Origin of the sequence: Pedobacter agri PB92, assembly GCF_000258495.1 — a bacterium.
In the GTDB taxonomy this organism is placed as follows: Bacteria; Bacteroidota; Bacteroidia; order Sphingobacteriales; family Sphingobacteriaceae; genus Pedobacter; species Pedobacter agri.
In genome coordinates, this window is the sequence record NZ_AJLG01000094.1 from 1 (window position 1) to 19,023 (window position 19,023).

Annotated in this window: 21 protein-coding genes and 1 pseudogene; 8 read left to right on the plus strand and 14 right to left on the minus strand. The window is 35.3% G+C overall.

Features of this window, described 5'->3' with window-relative positions:
• On the plus strand, window positions 1-1,418 hold a 1,418-nt coding region (locus ON09_RS14140; RefSeq protein ID WP_010601719.1), incomplete at its 5' end, for a DUF5723 family protein.
• Here the strand turns inward: ON09_RS14140 and tsaB are convergent.
• The 7 genes from tsaB to ON09_RS14175 form a co-directional block, all read right to left on the minus strand.
• Window positions 1,419-2,102: a tRNA (adenosine(37)-N6)-threonylcarbamoyltransferase complex dimerization subunit type 1 TsaB gene (gene tsaB, locus ON09_RS14145; protein WP_010601720.1), complete on the minus strand. Its 684-nt coding sequence runs from the start codon at window positions 2,100-2,102 to the stop codon at window positions 1,419-1,421. It lies immediately after the preceding gene.
• A gap of 135 nt (window positions 2,103-2,237) precedes the next feature.
• Window positions 2,238-2,468, minus strand: coding sequence for a membrane protein insertion efficiency factor YidD (yidD, locus tag ON09_RS14150; RefSeq protein WP_010601721.1), 231 nt, complete (start codon window positions 2,466-2,468; stop codon window positions 2,238-2,240).
• The gene (locus ON09_RS14155) at window positions 2,452-2,850 is read right to left on the minus strand and encodes a ribonuclease P protein component (protein WP_039842483.1); all 399 of its coding nucleotides are present in this window, start codon (window positions 2,848-2,850) and stop codon (window positions 2,452-2,454) included. Before ON09_RS14155 ends, yidD begins: the two co-directional genes overlap by 17 nt.
• Before the next feature lie 66 nt (window positions 2,851-2,916).
• Entirely contained in the window at window positions 2,917-3,075 is a 159-nt protein-coding gene (gene rpmH / locus ON09_RS14160; protein ID WP_010601723.1) for a 50S ribosomal protein L34, read from the minus strand.
• Window positions 3,076-3,238: 163 nt separating this feature from the next.
• The gene (locus ON09_RS14165) at window positions 3,239-3,973 is read right to left on the minus strand and encodes a LytR/AlgR family response regulator transcription factor (RefSeq protein ID WP_010601724.1); all 735 of its coding nucleotides are present in this window, start codon (window positions 3,971-3,973) and stop codon (window positions 3,239-3,241) included.
• Window positions 3,951-5,012 (minus strand): sensor histidine kinase, encoded by a 1,062-nt coding sequence (locus ON09_RS14170; RefSeq protein ID WP_238533689.1) that lies wholly within the window; start codon window positions 5,010-5,012, stop codon window positions 3,951-3,953. The genes ON09_RS14165 and ON09_RS14170 overlap by 23 nt, the downstream gene beginning before the upstream one ends.
• A gap of 76 nt (window positions 5,013-5,088) precedes the next feature.
• On the minus strand, window positions 5,089-5,850 hold the full coding sequence (locus tag ON09_RS14175; RefSeq protein WP_010601726.1) for a LiaF transmembrane domain-containing protein: 762 nt from the start codon (window positions 5,848-5,850) through the stop codon (window positions 5,089-5,091).
• A gap of 58 nt (window positions 5,851-5,908) precedes the next feature.
• On the opposite strand from ON09_RS14175, the gene ON09_RS26130 reads away from it, so the two are divergent.
• Window positions 5,909-6,199 carry a ChaN family lipoprotein gene (locus tag ON09_RS26130; protein ID WP_238533690.1) on the plus strand — a complete coding sequence of 97 codons (291 nt, stop codon included), beginning with the start codon at window positions 5,909-5,911 and terminating at the stop codon, window positions 6,197-6,199.
• Window positions 6,200-6,237: 38 nt separating this feature from the next.
• Window positions 6,238-6,852, plus strand: coding sequence for a ChaN family lipoprotein (locus tag ON09_RS14185; RefSeq protein ID WP_010601728.1), 615 nt, complete (start codon window positions 6,238-6,240; stop codon window positions 6,850-6,852).
• A 39-nt stretch (window positions 6,853-6,891) separates the two neighbouring features.
• Here the strand turns inward: ON09_RS14185 and mscL are convergent.
• A pseudogene (mscL, locus tag ON09_RS14190) lies at window positions 6,892-7,340 on the minus strand (large conductance mechanosensitive channel protein MscL).
• A gap of 164 nt (window positions 7,341-7,504) precedes the next feature.
• Between mscL and rpoN the strand changes: the two are divergent.
• Window positions 7,505-8,977 (plus strand): RNA polymerase factor sigma-54, encoded by a 1,473-nt coding sequence (gene rpoN / locus ON09_RS14195; protein WP_010601731.1) that lies wholly within the window; start codon window positions 7,505-7,507, stop codon window positions 8,975-8,977.
• A gap of 73 nt (window positions 8,978-9,050) precedes the next feature.
• On the opposite strand, the gene ON09_RS14200 is transcribed toward rpoN, so the two are convergent.
• Entirely contained in the window at window positions 9,051-10,061 is a 1,011-nt protein-coding gene (locus ON09_RS14200) for a PorP/SprF family type IX secretion system membrane protein (protein ID WP_010601732.1), read from the minus strand.
• A 2-nt stretch (window positions 10,062-10,063) separates the two neighbouring features.
• Entirely contained in the window at window positions 10,064-13,555 is a 3,492-nt protein-coding gene (locus ON09_RS14205) for a PKD domain-containing protein (protein WP_010601733.1), read from the minus strand.
• Window positions 13,556-13,836: 281 nt separating this feature from the next.
• Between ON09_RS14205 and ON09_RS14210 the strand changes: the two genes are divergently transcribed.
• Window positions 13,837-14,247, plus strand: coding sequence for a hypothetical protein (locus ON09_RS14210; protein WP_010601734.1), 411 nt, complete (start codon window positions 13,837-13,839; stop codon window positions 14,245-14,247).
• An 11-nt stretch (window positions 14,248-14,258) separates the two neighbouring features.
• Here ON09_RS14210 and ON09_RS14215 read toward each other — a convergent pair whose 3' ends face one another.
• From ON09_RS14215 to ON09_RS14225, 3 genes are all read right to left on the minus strand, one after another.
• Window positions 14,259-14,465, minus strand: a complete 207-nt coding sequence (locus tag ON09_RS14215) for a hypothetical protein (RefSeq protein WP_010601735.1) — start codon at window positions 14,463-14,465, stop codon at window positions 14,259-14,261.
• 56 nt (window positions 14,466-14,521) lie between these two features.
• Entirely contained in the window at window positions 14,522-14,659 is a 138-nt protein-coding gene (locus tag ON09_RS24845; protein WP_010601736.1) for a Sec-independent protein translocase subunit TatA/TatB, read from the minus strand.
• 62 nt (window positions 14,660-14,721) lie between these two features.
• Window positions 14,722-15,576 (minus strand): HD domain-containing protein, encoded by an 855-nt coding sequence (locus tag ON09_RS14225; RefSeq protein ID WP_010601737.1) that lies wholly within the window; start codon window positions 15,574-15,576, stop codon window positions 14,722-14,724.
• 224 nt (window positions 15,577-15,800) lie between these two features.
• Between ON09_RS14225 and ON09_RS14230 the strand changes: the two genes are divergently transcribed.
• Both ON09_RS14230 and ON09_RS14235 read left to right on the plus strand, forming a co-directional pair.
• Window positions 15,801-16,454: a TetR/AcrR family transcriptional regulator gene (locus ON09_RS14230; protein WP_010601738.1), complete on the plus strand. Its 654-nt coding sequence runs from the start codon at window positions 15,801-15,803 to the stop codon at window positions 16,452-16,454.
• Window positions 16,455-16,535: 81 nt separating this feature from the next.
• Complete coding sequence (locus ON09_RS14235; protein ID WP_238533691.1) at window positions 16,536-17,765, plus strand: ABC1 kinase family protein; 1,230 nt, start codon at window positions 16,536-16,538, stop codon at window positions 17,763-17,765.
• Here the strand turns inward: ON09_RS14235 and ON09_RS14240 are convergent, their stop codons facing one another.
• On the minus strand, window positions 17,766-18,122 hold the full coding sequence (locus tag ON09_RS14240) for a response regulator (RefSeq protein WP_010601739.1): 357 nt from the start codon (window positions 18,120-18,122) through the stop codon (window positions 17,766-17,768).
• 266 nt (window positions 18,123-18,388) lie between these two features.
• Between ON09_RS14240 and ON09_RS24300 the strand changes: the two genes are divergently transcribed.
• Complete coding sequence (locus ON09_RS24300) at window positions 18,389-18,991, plus strand: GIN domain-containing protein (protein WP_010601740.1); 603 nt, start codon at window positions 18,389-18,391, stop codon at window positions 18,989-18,991.
• Window positions 18,992-19,023: the final 32 nt, after the last annotated feature.

Below are 19,023 nucleotides of genomic sequence, written 5' to 3' on the forward strand. Positions count from 1 at the left end.
ACGTACACACTAAGAAACTCTTACTTGCCTTAGTCATTATCGCCAGCTTCAAAAATGTAAATGCCCAGCAGTATGCGCTTTTTGGCACAAAAACCATGTTTGACGCTTTCGAAAATCCATCTCAAAAGTCATTTACGCTGGATTCATCGAGAAAATTCTCTTCTAATTTTTTTCTCCCTTATTTTGGAACAAATGCTGCAAACAGAGGCAACTCAGCTTATTCTGTCAGAAGAATTTCTCAGGCAGGAGTTTATGATACTGAATCACTATCCATTGGTAATGGTGAGATCAATAATCTATATACCAACAGCAATATTTATGTTGCAACTTTTAGATTATTCAAATCGTACAAATATCAAAAAGAAATGGGCTTTGCCTGGCAAATTCGATCTGATGCGCACATCGATTACACCAATGAAACCCTTGCTATTTTCGATACCTTTACCCGCTTCCCTACAAATACCGATCTGAGGGATATATTTAATACAAAAGGCTATCAGCAAGCTTATCACCAATTTAGTTTTTCTTACCGGGAGAATTATAACAAAAGACTTGCCTTTGGTGCCAAGGCGAGTTTATTGAGTGGAATTGTATATACAGATTTAAATGTCGCTCATTCAAATTTGTACATCAGTCCTGAAACAAATTCATTATTAATTGGAGTAGATGGAACCTATTCAAGCAACTTCTATGATTTAGATGAAGTTGATAAGAAAACATTTTTTCCTAACTTCAAAAACCCTGGTTTATCTCTTAGTTTTGGCACAAATTATACCAGCAAAAAAGGCTTGTTTTTAATGGCCAATGTTAAAGATCTTGGTTTCATCTGGTGGAGAAGCGGAACTCAACGCACAACCGTGAATACGCAAAAATTCATCGAAGACCTAAACGATAATCAATCAAACACCAATCAAGAGATTAAAGATATTTTTCTGCTCTCTCAGCAAAGCAAAAAGTTTTTGGCAGCTACAAACGCAAAGCTTGATGTTTATATTTCCAAAACCTATGGTTTTTACAAACCCGGGCTCGTTGTATCTAAAAATCTGTTTTATAAAGGTGGAGATATTGCGTTTATAAATACTTTCAATTATAATAATCTTTCTGCAAGTGTTACACCGGCTTATAATCTAAACAATATCTTTATGGTTGGATTACAGGGCAAGTACCAAACACCTAATTTTGAACTTTTTGGAGGCACAGACAATTTATTTTCTTCCGTAAACCAGGCAAGAGGAATCATCAATAGTACTGCAGATGTAGGTAAGGGTCCGAATGGTGCTTCGATTTACATGGGTATCGGAATTAAGTTCGGGAATGTGGTAAATCATCCTCAATTCAGCGATACTATGCCTGGCATTAATGATCAAAACGAAGGCAGCTTCTTTAAAAACTTGTTTTCAATTTTTAAAAGAAAATAATCAAACTTTCTTTTTAGGTTGTGTAACTACAAAATCTTTTAAATAAAAAGGCTCGAAATAAGCAATGTCTTCAAAATCAGATTGTTGAAACGCTTGATTTGCCAACAATGACATATATTTCGCTGAGTTAAAATTGGCTTCACTAAAACTTGCGTTAGATTGTTGCAAAGTTTCTACGCATTTTGCAGCGCCATCTCCAAAAAATGTAATCTGATTAGTTGCCAGCAAATTACCGAAACTTGTTTCATTAATAATTTTAGCAGAGGTAGGTTCTAAAGCATTCAATTCAGTATCAAAAACAGCGGTGTAAACCTCCATCCTCCTGGCATCAATCATTGGGCATATTAATCCTGAAAATTGATTTTCGGCAATAAAGCCAGCTGCCATCATTTTTAAGGTTTCGATGGCAATTAAAGGTTTATCCAGGGCGTAACATAAACCCTTAGCGGTAGATACTCCAATTCTTAAACCGGTATACGAGCCCGGGCCTTTGCTTATGGCAATTGCATCTAAATCTTGATAGGTGAGTTTAGCGGCATGAATTACATCCTCAATAAAAAGTGTTAAGTTACTGGCGTGAAGATTTTGCCCAATTTCTTCTTTTACACAAATTGTTTTTCCATCAATTGATAATGCAACTGAACAAACCTGAGTAGCAGTTTCTATTTGAAGTATTGTAGCCATGCGGCAAAGATATTAAAAATTGTAAAATGGATTTAGAAGCTGAAAATCTTAATCAGAAATTAAAATCTATTACAAACTAAAGACGCTCTGAAGAAAGGCATAATGATAGGTCCACCAATTCAGCGAAGGAATTTATTAAGGTACCGGATCATGCCCATGCGCTCCCCAGGGATGACAACGACCGATACGTTTTAACGCCAGCCAACCACCTTTAAACGGGCCATGCTTGCGAATAGCTTCAATTCCGTATTGCGAACAGGTTGGGGTAAATCTGCAGTTTGCTCCCAACATGGGGGAAATGGCATATTGATAAACCTTGATCAAGCCTAAAAAAAACCAGGAAAAAATTTTATTGATCAGCTTCATTGGGAAGAACTAAAGTTTTAAAACGCTTGAATGTAGCTAATAACTTTTTTTCAATAAAAGTAAATTCATATTTTTCTTTTCCAACGAATTGTATTGAGAAAAGCAACAGGCCTTTATCTGTAGGTAATTGAGTATAAAAAGATTCTTTTTTGTTTAGGCGATAGGCTTCGCGGATGCGACGTTTAAGCAGATTGCGGTCTACTGCTCGCTTATATCTCTTCTTTGGTACATTGATTACAACTTGTGCCTGAACACTTGAAGCTTCATCAACAAAAAGGTAAGAGATACGAAATGGGTATAATAAAAAAGAAGAACCGTTTTTAAATAGCAGATCTAAATATCTTCTGCTACATAACCGTTCTTCTTTTTTGAATGTGTACATATATTTTTGATTGATAATTGCAGATTTTGATCTGCCCGTTCCGGTTACCCGGAAAGCAATCAAAAATTATGCTTTATGCTTGCGTTCGTCAGAAACTGTTAATCTTTTTCTTCCTTTAGCACGACGTGATGCTAATACTCGTCTGCCGTTAGCTGTTGCCATTCTTTCGCGGAAGCCGTGTTTGTTTCTTCTCTTTCTTTGCGAAGGTTGGTATGTTCTTTTCATGACTGTATATTATCTTATTATAATTTCAAAATTAAGAGGTGCAAATATAAAGCGATTTCTCTACAAATGCAAGTCTGTTTAGTTTTTATTTTTATTTGAAAAACAAATGTAATAATTCTTTTTAAAAATCGGTTTCTAATGGCCTCAAACTTATATTGAATTTTTATAAACCCAAAGCTGCCTTCAGTTTAACATAACCTGTTTTACTAACTGGCAACCAAATATCCGATTTAAGCAAAACTACGTAACTGTCTTTTTCTTTCAATTCTATTTTAGTTACCTGTGCCAGGTTGATGATGTATGACCGATGGATGCGAATGAACTGGCTGGAATCTAAAGTTTGTTCGAAGTATGCCATCGTTTTATTTTTGTAGAAGGAGCCATCAGCGGTGCTTAATTTCACATAATCATCATCTGCTTCCAGGTAGTTGATATCTCCGGTAGGAATAATTTTAATTACACCGTCTTTTTTCACTACCACCCTGTTATTTTGTGCCGGGCTTAATGCCGCAGCATCTAACACCGCTTCGGTATTTTCGGTTTGATTCAATCTGGAAGGCAGTTTTTTGATGGCTGTATCAAAACGGCCTTTATCAATCGGTTTGAGCAAATAATCAACTGCATTAACTTCAAACGCTTTGATGGCATATTCATCAAAAGCCGTTGTAAAAATCACTGCAGGCTTATCTTCCACTAACTCGAGCATTTCAAAGCCACTAATTTTTGGCATCTGAATATCTAAGAAAATTAAATCAGGCTTATGCAGGCTTATTGCTTTTAATCCTTCAAAGCCATCGCAACACTCTGCAACAATCTCAATTTCAGGATGATCGGTCAGATAATATTTAACAATATCTCTCGCTAAAGGTTCATCATCAATTAGTATCGTTCTGATCATTTGTTTGGGGAATTTTTAGGGTGGTAATATATAAATTATTTGCTTCAATTTCGGTTTGCAGCAAATGTGGATTTGCAAATAATAAATATAATCGACGTTTAATAGCACTTAAACCAAAACCCGTTCCACCGGCTGCTTTCATCTCTGGGTCAAACGGATTTTGAACGCGTAACGCTAAGATATTACGATCTACCGTTACATCAACTTTTATAGTAATTCCTGCAGATGTATTATATAAACCAAACTTTATGGCGTTTTCCACTATCGGTTGTAATAAGGTCCCGGGCAAAGATAAATTCAAAGTATCATCAGCAACGTTAACCTCAATATTTAATCGATGGCTAAACCTAACCTTTTCGATATCCAGATACAATTGGATGTATTCCATTTCTTCTTCAACAGAAACCCATAATTCATCATCACGTTTTAAAGTCCCCCTTAAAAAAGAAGCCAGCTTCGTAATCATCACCCCAGCTTCTTTCGGGTTTACCATAGTAAGCGCAAATACCGAATTTAAGCTATTAAACAAAAAATGAGGCTGAAGTTGATGCCTTAATTTGTTTAGCTCAGCCTCCTTCGCTAAGCTTTTAGCCGCCGAAAGCCGTTCATGGGTTTCAGACTGTTCTTCTAACCTGTACCATAAAATATTTGCTAGCGCACACCAGCCCAAACACATAAAAGAAATTAAGCCGCGAAATGCAAAGGAAAAATTGTAAAAATCTAAATATTCTTTAAAATCGGTAAATATGTAGAAAATGGCATATTTTGCTGCATAAATAATTACAAAGGTTAACGCCAGGGTAATAATCAATACATACAAAATCCGCTCGTTTTTGGGCTGATAATATCCCAACATATTGCTTATGGCAATACAGGCCATCACCAACAGAAAATTACTCAAAAAGCTATCAGCTAAAGAGATTAACCACGAAAAGTTTACCACATAATGTAAACCCACACTACATAAAATGAACCACGCAATGGCAATAGCCAAAGAAGTTTTCTGTATTCGTGGTATGGAAAGCGGTCTAGTTGTCAAGAGAGATTTGATTAGTTAATGTTAGGATGAGTTAAAATGGCGAGTATTGCAACTCGCCATATATTTTAGTTTTGGTTTAAAAACTTTTAATTTCGATGCCCCCGAATAGCACCGTACCATCTAAAATTAAAGTTTTTTGCATTTGATCTACTGGAAGCATGTGTCCTCTCTTATCTTCTACACTTCCGAAGATTGCCGTTACATTCGATTTTATAGCCCAGTTGGGAGGAACGATTAATTTAATACCTCCAAAAACAGCGGTTACATCAATTGAAACTGAATCATTGAAATCGGCTTGAGTCATAATGATATCCGCTCCGCCGAAAACAGTGGTGATATCTCCTCCTTTAAAATTTTTCGAGTAAACAGTTTGATTTGAACCCCCAAAAACTGCTGTTACATCAATAATGTCATTCGAATTCGAATTTTTATCAGCAGCTTTGAACTCGGCATTCTCACCTACTCCACCGCCAAATTCATTTTTGAAATTATCTTTAAACGACTTTTTATCCCGTGGCTTCAATATTAAAAATCCACCGATAATTACAAGACCAAATCCAAGCGCATATTTTGATACATCAAAATCAAACCCCATGTCATCAACAGTTTGGTAAACACCAAAAAGGATTAATATTAACCACCCAACTCCTTTAAAATTACGCCTTACACCAAGAAATACCCCCAATGCAATCAAAAACGTCCAAAAGCTAAATACCCAATGCGGAATATTTAAACCCATATTGTCCAGAAGAAAGGCTAAGCCTATTATTATAATTACTAAACCGCTCAGCACTCTTCCTGAACTTTTAATTGGTTTAGTTTCATTCATATTTTCCATGTGTTGAATTATTAATAATCAAATATATTTATTCATTGCATTTGTATATATACCGTTTATGATGAGCATCAGCGAAAAAGCGGTAAGCTGCATGATTTCATCGGTGAAATTATTTTCCTATTTTGAGGGCATGAAATATTTACTGCTTATTCTTTTCACAATAATTTCTATACCATTATTTTCTCAGGAAGCTGCTTTAAGCTATAAAGTTTACGACACTAAGAAACAAAAAAATATAGCTATTGATGATATTATCAAAGACATGAAAAATAATGATGTATTGTTTTTTGGAGAAGAACATAACGACTCAATAGGCCATATGTTAGAAGCCACCATCTTCAAAAACTAAACGAGGCTTATCCTGGTAAAATTACGCTTAGTTTAGAAATGTTCCATACGGATATTCAACCTGTTGTTGATGAATATCTGGCAGGACTGATATCAGAAAAAAACTTCGTTAAGGAAGGAAGAGCGTGGTCTAATTATAAAGATTATCAGCCATTAATAGAATATGCAAAAACAAATAAGCTGCCGGTAATAGCAGCAAATGCAGCTACACGTTACAGCAATGCCGTTACAAAAAGTGGACTGGATATTTTAAAAAATTTTCCAAAGTCATCACTCGAGATACTTCCACCAATACCGGTAGATACTGCCACTGGGCGATATCTGGAAAAGTTCGCTGATTTATTAGGCGGACATAACATGGGCTCGATGAAAATTTATCAAACACAAAATTTCTGGGATGCAACAATGGCATGGTCTATTGCTAAATCCTTTAAAACCACTAACAGCAGTAAGGTTTTGCATTTAAACGGCCGCTTTCACAGCGATGAAAAACTAGGCACTTTAGCGAAACTGCAGAAATACTCGCCAAAATTAAATATTTTAAATATTTCGTCTTTCAGTAGTGAAGATTTTGAAAGCCCGGATTGGGGGAAATATAAAAGTCTTGGTGATTATATTATTATCACAGATCCGAGTATCAAAAGAAGCTTTTAAATAAAAAGATCTGCCAAAATTTGGCAGATCTCTTATTATTTATGCTTTTGCTTTTAACAAATCTCTTATTTCTGTTAATAAAACTTCTTCTTTTGGTGGTGCTGGTGGTGCCACTACTGCCGCAGCTTCTTCTTTCTTTTTCATTTTATTGATCGCCTTTACCATCATAAAAACAACCAATGCCAACAATAAAAGTTAATGGCTACTGTAATAAAGTTACCATACGCAAATATCGCAGCATCTGGAGCCGCTTTTTTTGCATCAGCCAGCGATGCGCCAGCAGGAATTGATTCAGCACCTTTACCCATTGCAAAATAAATACTGCTAAAATCTGGTTTACCAACCATCGCAGCTACTACCGGCATAATTAAATCTTCAATCACAGAAGTAACAATTTTACCGAAAGCGCCGCCTATAATAACCCCAACGGCTAAATCGAAGGCATTTCCCTTTATGGCGAATTCCTTAAATTCTTTTACAATATTCATAAATTTTTGTTTAGTTTATATAATTTGTAAAAGTAACAAACATTATACTCAATACAAATGTTTAGCAAACAATTTAAAACCGAAACATTCCAACTCATTTAGATCAATTCTAAAGAATATCTGAAATGATTTGTTTATTTTTGCTCCAATTCTTACTTTAAAATATGCTAAAGCAACATTTACAACAAAAATTACTTCAAAAGTTATCACCTCAACAAATTCAGTTTATAAAGTTGTTACAGGTGCCAACCGTTGCTTTAGATACCCGCGTAAAGGAAGAATTAGAGGATAATCCTGCTTTGGAAGATCCGAGTTTAATGACGCAAGATGAGCCTAAAAATGAATATGATGATCTAAATGACGGACCTGATGATTTCGATGGCCCATCTGAAGAGAATAGTATGGATGAGTTTAATGTAGATGATTATCTGCAGGATGACAACACCAATGACTACAGTACAAATTACAATAATGGCGATGATGATGAGGAGAAGAAAGAAACTCCTATCGCCATCGAAAGTACGTTTTTCGAAAGTCTTCAGGAACAATTAGACCTTATTCCCTTATCCGATCAGGATTTTATTGTTGGAAAACAAATTATTGGTAGCCTTGATGATGATGGTTATCTACGTCGCCCACTGGGTTCAATGATTGATGACCTGGCATTTTCTCAAAACGTAATGGTGGAGGAAGAAGATGTGCTTGAAATGCTGAGATTGATCCAAAGTTTTGATCCTCCCGGAATTGGTGCCCGCGACCTTAAAGAGTGCCTTTTAATTCAGTTGAAAAGGAAAGATCAGAGCAATCCGATCATTGTGAAAGCAATGAATGTTGTAGAAAACTACCTGGATGAATTTACCAGGAAACATTATGATAAACTGGAAAAAAGTTTAAATCTGGATAGCGAAGAACTTAAGGAGGTTGTTAATGAAATTCTGCGTTTAAATCCAAAACCGGGCGATGCAAACCAGGTAACTACCAAGCAAATGCAAATCATACCTGATTTTCATATCAGTAATAATGATGGCGTTTTGATTTTAACTCTTAATTCGAAAAATGCTCCTGAACTAAAGGTTAGCCGTTCTTACCAGGAGATGTTTGAGCATTATGACAAAGCATCTTCCAAAGATAAAAAACTTAAAGAAGCCGTTCAGTTCGTAAAACAAAAACTCGACTCTGCTAAATGGTTTATTGATGCGATTAAGCAAAGGCAACAAACCTTACTTAAAACTATGAATGCGATTATGCATTATCAGTACGAATATTTTTTAACTGCTGATGAACGTAAAATGCGTCCGATGATTTTAAAAGATATTGCTGATAAAATCGACATGGATATCTCCACAGTATCAAGGGTGGCAAATTCTAAGTATGTTCAAACGGAGTTTGGTACATTTTTATTGAAATCTTTTTTCTCTGAAGCTATTCAAACAGAAAATGGAGAAGAAGTATCAAACAAAGAGGTTAAGAAAATTTTGGAAGACTGCATTGGCAATGAGGATAAACGTAAGCCTTTAGCCGACGAAAAACTAACTGAAATTTTAAAGGAAAGAGGTTACAACATTGCCCGGAGAACAGTTGCAAAATACCGCGAGCAAATGAATATACCTGTAGCCAGACTAAGAAAAGAACTTTAATTAGCTCGTTAAATGAAAATTTAGCTATTAGTTAATATCTAAACATGAAAGGTAATTAGCTATTGAAACAGAGTTACCACATCCTAATATATGAAGGTACTTTGTAGATGTTGTTGAGCAGTAATCCTAAAACAATCTCGTGGCTTCCGTTACTTACCTGATTAAGATCTGAAGTGGTAAAATCATATGAGTAAGTAAGATTCACCATTTTTCCGATGTTGAAGCCTGCCATTGCCGAAAATGAATCATCTTTGCGGTAACTTCCACCCAACCAAATTTTATCTCTAAAAGCGAGTTTCATATTCAAATCAACGGAAACGGGGCTGGGTTGTACGTATTTAACCATCACCGATGGAATGGCAGCAATTTCTTCATCGAGGAAAAATTTGTAACCTGCCGTAGCGAAAAAATGAGGCACTGCTTTTCCAAGATTGTAAGAATCATCGCCAGAAAAACTGAGTTTTTGAGATAAAACCTGTTGCGCTGATACGCCTGCAAACATTCTCGCTCCGTATAACCAAAGTCCGATGCTTAAATCAGGCCGTAACTGACTCGTAATGGCCCTGTTTAATGATGGTTCGTTAGGATTTTCAAAAGTTAATGCATTAATATCTAAAGATATGCTTGATAAGCCTGCAGCTACACCCGCCGACAAGTTAAAACTATTACTTAACTGCAGATGATATGCGTAGGTCAGGTTTGCATCAAGTCTTTTTATGGGCCCTGTTTTATCCAAAACGGCAGTTACCCCCATTCCATGATGAGAAGGAGATGAACTATAATTTTGCGTATAGTTTCTATCCATCGGGTTACCTGTTTGCTCAGGAAATGAAGTTAGTGCATTACTCCATAATTGGTTATTGCCCAATGCCCAGTGAGCGGAAACAAAAGAAGTTTGAGGAGCATCATTAATACCAGCCCATTGTTTTCTATATCCCGCTTTAAAATCTATGTAATTCTCAATACCAGAAAGTGCCGGGTTAAGTAAATATTGATTAAAAATGTATTGCGTGTACTGTGGCTTTTGTTGTGAAAAAGCCTTAACAGAAATTAGAATGGCTAATAGGGCGATATACTTTTTCAATTTTATCTAATTATAGTGAGCGGTCCTGTTACTGTTTTTCTTCCATTTCTCGGATTGATAATATAGTAATAAACCCCGACAGGAAGCTGTTCATTCTGGAAATTCCCATCAAAGGGAATTTTATATCCATTGCTAAAGAAAATTCTATTACCATTTCTGTTGAAAACCTCAACAGTTGCATTCGGGTACGTTTCCAGAAACTTAATATTCCAAACATCATTGTAACCATCGCCGTTTGGTGTAAAGCTGCTTGGCGGATTCACCGATTGCAATACTTTAACTGAAACATGCGTCACAGCCGTACATTGATCAGGATTTGTTGTAACGGTTAAAGTGTATTCTGTATCTTTCTCAGGGGAAGCGATTGGATTAAGAATTTTACTATCACTTAATCCGGTTGCGGGCAACCATTCATAACTCAAACCCTTTCCTACTGCTTCTGCCGGAATTTGTATTTCTCCTCCTGCTAATATATAAATAATTGGGCCACCATCCACCACCGGAGATTTATTAACAAAAATAGATTTAGTTACCGATGCCGTACAACCATTGTTGGCAGTAAATGTATAGGTAATATTATGCGAACCGACACCCGCAAGTTTTGGGTTAAAAGTTCCATCCGCCTGTAATCCTTTCCCATCACTTGAATATATACCAGTGCCTGCAATGCCGTTAGTTACATGAAATTGATTAAATAATACATTCCCATCATTTTCGCAAACTGGCAAAATTTCATCAACAGAAACTGACGGTGATGCGTTAAGGGTGAATTGCTTTACAACAAAATCCGAACACTGCCCTCCGGAATAAGCGACAACTTTAACCTGATAATCTTTGGTATCGGGCGATCCGAATGTTTCATAAGTTAAGTCAATCTGTTCAGGAATTGGATAAGTAAACGTTTCAAAATTTGATGGATCATTAACAATATCTTTATAAACTTCTATTTTAGTAATTTTTCCAAAATCTACGGTAGAGGTGTTTTTGATAGAAAAAATATTATTGCTGCAATAGTTATTGTTAGCTAAAGGCTCGAAATTAGCTCTGGGAACGGATCCGTTCACTGTAAACTTTTGCGTAATCGTAGTGATACAACCATTTTCATTGGTTATCGTTAAAGTAACATTATAATCGTCTGCTCTGGTGTAAGTATGGGTTCCATTTCTATCAGCCGATGAGTTCTTTGCTAAATCCGTTCCGGTTAAATATTTATCGCCGAAATCCCAGGCATAGGTTAGCCCTGTAGTCGAACCATCTTCATTTACAGAAGTATTTGTAAATGTTGCAACCGCATCCCTCAAACAAATATCTGGCATATTAAAGCCAATTTTTGGTAGTTCAGTAACTGTAATATCCCACTTCTTTACCTCGCTAACACAATCTCTTGCCGAGGTAGTAATCAATGAGATCGTATATTTTCCAGTTGCAGTGTATTGATGTTTTGGATTTTGATCATTTACTATTGGCGAACCATCTCCAAAATCCCACTTCCAGCTTTTTATAGAATTTACAGATATTAAATTGCTCACTGAAGATAAATCCTGGACGATAAATTCAGTATTGGTACAGGTTTTTGCCGGTGCTTTAAAATCAGAAAAGGGTAAAGGATAAATCTCAATTTCCTTTTCCACAGGCTCAGAATAACAGCCGGTACCCGATTTTACGGTTAATAATACTTTATACTTACCTTCTTTCGCAAATACATGCTTAGGATTTTGATCTGTTGATGTACTTCCATCTTTAAAATCCCAAACCCAATTGGTAATAGAAAAATCTTTAGTTTTCGAATCGCTCTTATCAGTAAATTGAACTTCTGAATTTGCACAACTTGTTGAAGGCGCTTCAAATGCAGTTACAGGAAGATCATAAATATTAAATACGTAATTCGTGGTAATATCACCCGAGGTACAATTTGTTGTATTTGCAGGAACGTGTGCCACCACTTCCAAATGATATTCGCCAACCTGCGTATAGGTTTTATTTATGGGATACCTATAAACATAAGTTGTTTGCCCATTCGTAGTCTTTATTTCGGGAGTTAGGTTATTAATTGTTTCCGGAACACCCCCTTCTAATGTCCAGGTAATATAGTCGGGTTGATAAGGCAAATTCACTTTAAAATCTACAGTTTGCCCAATACAACCATTAGGGCTTTCTTCATTTCTGGTTTCATCTACAACTGTTAAATAATTATTAGATGATAAATTTGTTCCAGCTGAATATGAATAAGATTCTGCATTGCCAAAACCATAAGCAATTGCATTAAATCCATCATCAGCAGTTAACGTCAGGCTTTCATCAGATACCGGTATCTGGGCAAAAGAATAAGCAGAATTGCCAATTAGTGTTGACCAATTTACACTTGGTACCACACCGTTGATTTTAAATGAACTAAGTTTATTGCTCCTGATGATTACATTTATGTATCGTTCTGTGATTGATTCTAATGACGATGAAAATACCGTTACTGCCTTAATATTAAACTCAATTGGATTTAACATGACCATCTCTGGATCACCAATAATGGCTGTACCCGCAATCGAAGAACAATTTTGCGTTAGCGAATACTGTGCTACACTGATCAATTTATCAGCAGAAATAAAAGTTGACTGGGTTAAGGTGCTACTTTCAAAAAATTGCCCTTTATTTAAAGTAGTAGTAACACCATTCATAGAGAATGTTGTGTTATCTTCTTGCGCTAGAATCCTTAAGATATATCTTCTGTTTCTAAAAGGTACAATGCCATAATTTCGTCCCCAACTTACTGTTGGGTATAGTTGCTGGTATAGTGGATCCTGTGAGCCAGTACATCCGCCAATCATAATTACCGATGCTCCGGAAAATGCTGCAAATCGTCTACATGAAGATTTTGTTTTATCCGTTTCTACAAACACACCCGTTAAATCTCTGTTACCAGCCATGTATTCGTAAACATCACCAGCTTTTGCCAGCGTAACAGGTAAAACATTGCCACTTTTTTCATGAATTAAAACGCTGGTATTATCTTCAACGGCGACAATGGCCAAATAATTTTTTCCCTCCGATGATTGTGAATAATTCATCGAATAATAGGTTTGTCCTAAAGTTTCAAAAGGAAGAATTAATGATGCTGCTGATCTCGCCCGTCCCCAAATGTGGGCATAAGCAGAAACCTTGGGCATTCCATCTGTTACTTTTATATGAATTCCACGATTGGTTAAATTCGAATTTGATTCGTACTCATTAACATAAGCTGCAAGTCTTAAAACATTAAATTGTACAGCTTTATTAGCGGGGATAATTTTTGTTTCAGCATAGGTACCGCAACTCACTGTAACTTCAGAATTGTATTTGGAGGTTACAAACACAGCAATTTCAGCATTATTGTTTTGACTGGGTACATGCGTAGGAAAAACAGCCCAAAAATCAGTTCCTTCGTTGGAAACATTTTGGGCATAAGATCGCAAAGAAACCAATAAAAATATCAGTAAAGCTAATAATCCTGCTCGTTTCATCGATAATTAGCCTGTTAAGAGAAAAAGTTCATTTGGAAGTATTATAGATATGCAATATACTATTTCTCACATACAAGTGAAATATCTTTCAATTAATTAACATTTTTATATTTAAAAAACTTAAATTCATGTAATAATCTAGGCGGTTCGTGTAAAAAAATAAAAATTCATGAAGGCTAATAATTAAAATTGACAGCTCAATCCCGCAGAATTTACACGATAAAATCCTATTGTGTGGATAAATCCATCCCAACATTATTAATTGTTAACTTCTGTTTAAGATGGAAAAATTTGAAAATTTATATCATTGCCTGATTACAAAAATTTACCCTGCTCGTGTAAATGATGAGATTGAGATGGAATTTTTTAAGGAATTATTAAAAGCTCGTTTTCAGCTGAAAAATTCGAAAACCGAAGATGAATCGTTACTATTAAATTATAGAAATGCGTTTTTCTTTTTCAAAAAACATATTTGTGATGCGATAAAAGATGGCTTTAGATTAATAGAAAGTCAATTGGATGATTCTGAGCGAAATCAATTGGCGCATACAATTACAAGGCTAAATGGCCAATTGTATGATATTGTTGATTTGGAAAGGATTTTATCATACACCAATCTGATCTTTTCATCGCATGACCTGGTATTTTTTCCAAATAACACAACACCTGAAGAGATTAGTGAAATCGTCTAAATGATATATATTCATCCGTTAGCGTCGTCTGACTGATTTCCACTACCGAGTTTTTCGGAAAACTCTTTGGCATTTTCATCAGCAACCGGATCATTATGATCTTCAGGCTCAAGGTTTTCGTCCAGTCGGTCATTCCAGTTATTTATTCCCTGTGCGGAATTTTCCTGGTTTTTCTTATCAAATTCTGATTTATTGGGATCGTTTGCTGGATTGGCCATTTTAAAATATTTTATAACAAAACAACGTTACATCCCAGAAAGTTTTATTCGATAAATTATTTTACTGGTTCATCTTTAGCATCCTTAAACTCTTTTACACTTCTACCGATACCCCGCATAAGTTCAGGCAGCTTTTTACCACCAAATATTAACAAAATCACCACCCCAATTAAAATAATTTCAACAGCCGACATATCTTTTTTATGTACAATATACGATAAAATGATTTACAATGTTTGGGGTTGATTTGTGAATTTTAAACTAGAAGCGCTTTTAAGGTTCTCGATTTAATTTTCGGTACAGCACCATAGCGAATAAATTCGGCAAAACCACGCAATTGCTTAATAGATTTTATTGCTTCATAACCCTCAAAAGTGGTTCTGATTTTATTGAGCAAAAGCGTATCGGTTTTAAACATATCACTTTCTTTTAATAGTCCTTTTTTTAAGAAACTTCTAATTAGTTCTGCCATTTTACCGTTGGCATATAGATGAAGTGGAAGTTTAAAAACTTCATTATTTAACTTTTCGAAAACCTCATTAATCCACTTCACCTGGTCATCTTTAGTAACGGCAATTTTTCCATCACTTAATACAACAGCACTCAAAAATTCACGGGCGCTTTGTCTGGATATGATCCCCCCGTGAACCGCATCACGCAGGGTGTAATCTAAACGGTCAGCACACAATAGTGGTAAAGGTTGTTCCAAAATATCGAACGTTCCATAAAGGATTTGGTTCACATTGTAACCGTATTTCAATAATACATCAGGAATTTCTGAACGATAAATTACTTCAGCAAAAACTTTTTCATGATAATCTTCATCAACATGATCGAAAACATAATCACCAACGTGTGAAAATGCAGTATGAGAAACATCATGCAATAAACCGGCAATTTGTTCCAGTTCTGATCCTCCCATCTTCTTAATTAGCATGGTAACTCCAATCGTATGTTCTAAACGCGAATGACAAATATCTGGATTAACCAAGAAGATAGCGCCGCTCTGATGGATGCCTGATAAGCGCTTCACCGCATCGGTTTCCAAAAGCTCGGCGAATATTTGCGGGAATTCCAATTTGCCATATAAAAAATCGCTTAGCTCAATCATATCTATTGTAGTTTATTAAATATCACAACGCAATTATACTAATACTTTTAGTTTAAATTTGATAAAAAGTTTCCACACGACACTTTTAAAAACTAAATTAATTAGTTAAAAAACTAACTTTCAATTATTTTGAAAGCTATTATTACAATTTTGTGATTAACAAATAAAAGCCGTTATAAAACAAGCAAATGATTAAAACGTTATTATTGTAAAAACCAGTGATTATGGCAACGGCCCAGCAAATCAGAACAGCTTATATAGATTATGTTTTAAGCAACAACGAAAAACCAAAATCGGTTTACAGTTTTGCAAAAAAACTTAAAATTACTGAAGCTGATTTTTATCAGTTTTATTCTTCTTTCGAAAGTATTGAAAAAACGATTTGGTTCGAATTAACTTTCGAAACAATTAGCAAAATCAAAGAACAAGAAGTTTGGCTGCAATATACCTCCAGAGAGAAAATGCTTTCTTTTTTTTATAGTTATCTCGAAAATTTAAAAAATGATCGCAGTTTCGTTATTTACAGCCTAAGAAATTATCAGGGGAAAGTTGCTACACCGAGCATTTGGTCAGGCGTAAAACCTATTTTCGAAAATTTTGCTCAGGAAGTTATTGATGAGGGTTTAGATACCGGTGAATTGGCTGAACGTAAATTTCTAACTAAACGTTATAAAAATGCACTTTGGGTACAGTTTGCTTTTATCGTAAATTTCTGGATTAATGATGACAGTGATGGTTTTGAGAAGAGTGATGAGGCAATTGAAAAAGGAATTAATGTAACATTTGATCTTTTTCAGCATTCGCCAATTGATAACCTGATCGATTACGGTAAATTTTTATCGCGAAATGGAAAGTTTAAAGAAAAGATGGGATTTTAAAGTTGATGAAGGCACAAGAAAGTATTCCAACCACAAAGGTAGAGCGATCAGCAAAATTTGTTAAAACGGGTTTCCAAATCGGTGGTAACTATATTAAGCATTATTCTAAAAAGACTGTTTAATCCTGATATGGATCGGGAGCAGCTTAATGAAGATAATGCTACAGATATTTATAAATCATTAAGTGAGCTAAAAGGAAGTGCCTTAAAGATTGCGCAGATGTTAAGCATGGATAAAAACATCATGCCAAAATCTTATGTAGATAAGTTTACCCAGTCGCAATATAATGCACCTCCCCTTTCCGGACCTTTAATTGTAAAAACGTTTACCAAGAACTTTGGTAAAACCCCAGAACAAATTTTCGATACTTTTAATCTTAAATCGAGCAATGCGGCGTCAATTGGTCAGGTTCACCAGGCTACGTTAAACGGCAAAAAATTAGCCGTCAAAATCCAGTATCCTGGTGTTGGCGATAGTATTTCATCAGATTTAAAATTGGTAAAGCCTTTTGCTTTTAGATTATTAGGCATGTCTGAACGAGAACTCAATATCTATATCAAAGAAGTTGAAGAACGTTTATTAGAAGAAACTGATTATGAATTGGAAGTAAGAAGATCCATTCAATTTTCAGAAGACTGCCAGAATCTTGATCATGTTGTATTTCCAAAATATTACCCGGAATTATCAGGAAAACGGATCATTACGATGGATTGGCTCGATGGATTGCATTTAAAAGAGTTTTTAAAAACTAACCCATCTCAGGAGTTAAGAAATAAAATTGGTCAGGCACTTTGGGATTTTTACAATTTCCAGCAGCATGAATTACGGGCCGTACATGCCGATCCACATCCTGGAAACTTTATGATTACCCCAAATGAAGATTTAGGTGTAATTGATTTTGGTTGCATCAAAGAAATGCCCAATGATTTTTACTATCCTTTCTTCTCGTTAATATCAACTGATGTGATTAACGATAAGGCTAAAACGATTGATGCTTTTAGAAAACTCGATATGATACACGCTGAGGATACCGAAGAGCAGGTAGAATTTTACTATAAATCTTACCGGGAGATGATCAGCCTTTTTGCAAAACCATATATTAACAAGATTTTTGATTTTAGCAAACCAGAATTTTTTGATCAATTATATGCCTACGGCGAAAAGATTTCAAAGATGCCTGAATTTAAACAGGCACGTGGCGTAAAACATTTTATATATGTAAACCGTACGAACTTTGGTTTGTATCAAATTTTACATGAATTAAATGCTACTGTAAATACCGATACCTATGAACCTACGCTAAACAGGTAGCTAAGCATTTTTCTTTACTACCTCTACCATATGATCGATGTCGAATGGTTTTTCTATATAGTCGTCGGCTTTACATTCTTTGGCAGTTTTTGGCAAATCTTTAGATGTTGAAGTTAATACGGCGCCAACGTTTTCTGTTTCGGGATCAGATTTTAATTCTTTAATCACTTCCGAACCTTTCTTTTTTCCTTTGATGTGATCATCTACAATGACTACGTCCGGTTCAATCTTCTCAATTTTCTCAATAGGTTCAGTTGTTAAAGACGCTGTTACGTCAAAACCCTCCTCCTCCAATACTTGATCCATAATCTCTAGGATATCCTTATTATCCTGAACAAGTACAACCTTTTTCTTCATAAACTAAATAGGAATATATTTATAAATATAAGGAAAAAGAATAATGGAATACCCATTTATATTTTTTTTTACCCCAGTCTTATCAGAAAATATTTTTTTGTCTTGAATATACGCCAGTTCGTCGAGAATTTACAATGGCTTGTATAATATCGACAAAAGGGCTGCAACGTTTTTCCACTGGTTGCGTCTTATCTACAAACAACGATAAATAAACATAAACAATTCAATAACAATTAATTAACATTTAATTTTTAATCAAAAATATTATGAAAACCTCAATCAAAACCCTAATCACATCTTCATTCGCAGCTATCATTTTATCAAGCGCTTTAGGTTCAACTGGCGCAGTTGCTACTGAAATTCCAACTGTAAAAGTTTCAAAAACCAGCAATTTCCATCGAGTTTCAGTAAAAGGTAATGTTGAAGTAACCATCATTCAAAGAGCAACAACCGGCGTTGTTTACGCTGAAGATAATACCGGAACCGCAAAAATTATGCAGGATGGAGATGTTCTGAGAATAACATCATTAGATAAAGGATTAACGAAAGTATTGGTCTATGTAAATGATATTTTCAGAATTGAAGCTTCAGAGAATGCAATTGTTAAAACTCAAGGCAAATTAACAACACAATATCTTCAAATCTTTTTAAAAGGAAATGCGCATGCAGAAATTAATACAAGTACCGAAGGTTTATACACCGTAATTAACGACAATGCAGACCTTAAACTAAGCGGATCAACCGATAACCACACACTTGTGATGGGCAAAACACAGAAGCTAACCATAGATAAATTTGCAGCGCTAAGAACAAGCATCAGTTCGGTAGAAACAATAGCAGTAGAAAAAGAAATTGCTTCAATAAAATAATTTCGCGACACTCTAATCATAAAAAAAGGCTT

Bases quoted from the DNA above. Each gene is read 5' to 3' on its own strand.
- ON09_RS14185 (WP_010601728.1), top strand. From the start codon at position 6,238: ATGTTCCATACGGATATTCAACCTGTTGTTGATGAATATCTGGCAGGA.
- tsaB (WP_010601720.1), bottom strand. From the start codon at position 2,102: ATGGCTACAATACTTCAAATAGAAACTGCTACTCAGGTTTGTTCAGTT.
- ON09_RS14165 (WP_010601724.1), bottom strand. From the start codon at position 3,973: ATGATCAGAACGATACTAATTGATGATGAACCTTTAGCGAGAGATATT.
- ON09_RS14210 (WP_010601734.1), top strand. From the start codon at position 13,837: ATGGAAAAATTTGAAAATTTATATCATTGCCTGATTACAAAAATTTAC.
- ON09_RS14155 (WP_039842483.1), bottom strand. From the start codon at position 2,850: ATGTACACATTCAAAAAAGAAGAACGGTTATGTAGCAGAAGATATTTA.
- yidD (WP_010601721.1), bottom strand. From the start codon at position 2,468: ATGAAGCTGATCAATAAAATTTTTTCCTGGTTTTTTTTAGGCTTGATC.
- ON09_RS24300 (WP_010601740.1), top strand. From the start codon at position 18,389: ATGAAAACCTCAATCAAAACCCTAATCACATCTTCATTCGCAGCTATC.
- rpmH (WP_010601723.1), bottom strand. From the start codon at position 3,075: ATGAAAAGAACATACCAACCTTCGCAAAGAAAGAGAAGAAACAAACAC.
- ON09_RS14225 (WP_010601737.1), bottom strand. From the start codon at position 15,576: ATGATTGAGCTAAGCGATTTTTTATATGGCAAATTGGAATTCCCGCAA.
- ON09_RS14175 (WP_010601726.1), bottom strand. From the start codon at position 5,850: ATGGAAAATATGAATGAAACTAAACCAATTAAAAGTTCAGGAAGAGTG.
- ON09_RS14215 (WP_010601735.1), bottom strand. From the start codon at position 14,465: ATGGCCAATCCAGCAAACGATCCCAATAAATCAGAATTTGATAAGAAA.
- rpoN (WP_010601731.1), top strand. From the start codon at position 7,505: ATGCTAAAGCAACATTTACAACAAAAATTACTTCAAAAGTTATCACCT.
- ON09_RS26130 (WP_238533690.1), top strand. From the start codon at position 5,909: ATGATGAGCATCAGCGAAAAAGCGGTAAGCTGCATGATTTCATCGGTG.
- ON09_RS14230 (WP_010601738.1), top strand. From the start codon at position 15,801: ATGGCAACGGCCCAGCAAATCAGAACAGCTTATATAGATTATGTTTTA.
- ON09_RS24845 (WP_010601736.1), bottom strand. From the start codon at position 14,659: ATGTCGGCTGTTGAAATTATTTTAATTGGGGTGGTGATTTTGTTAATA.
- ON09_RS14205 (WP_010601733.1), bottom strand. From the start codon at position 13,555: ATGAAACGAGCAGGATTATTAGCTTTACTGATATTTTTATTGGTTTCT.
- ON09_RS14240 (WP_010601739.1), bottom strand. From the start codon at position 18,122: ATGAAGAAAAAGGTTGTACTTGTTCAGGATAATAAGGATATCCTAGAG.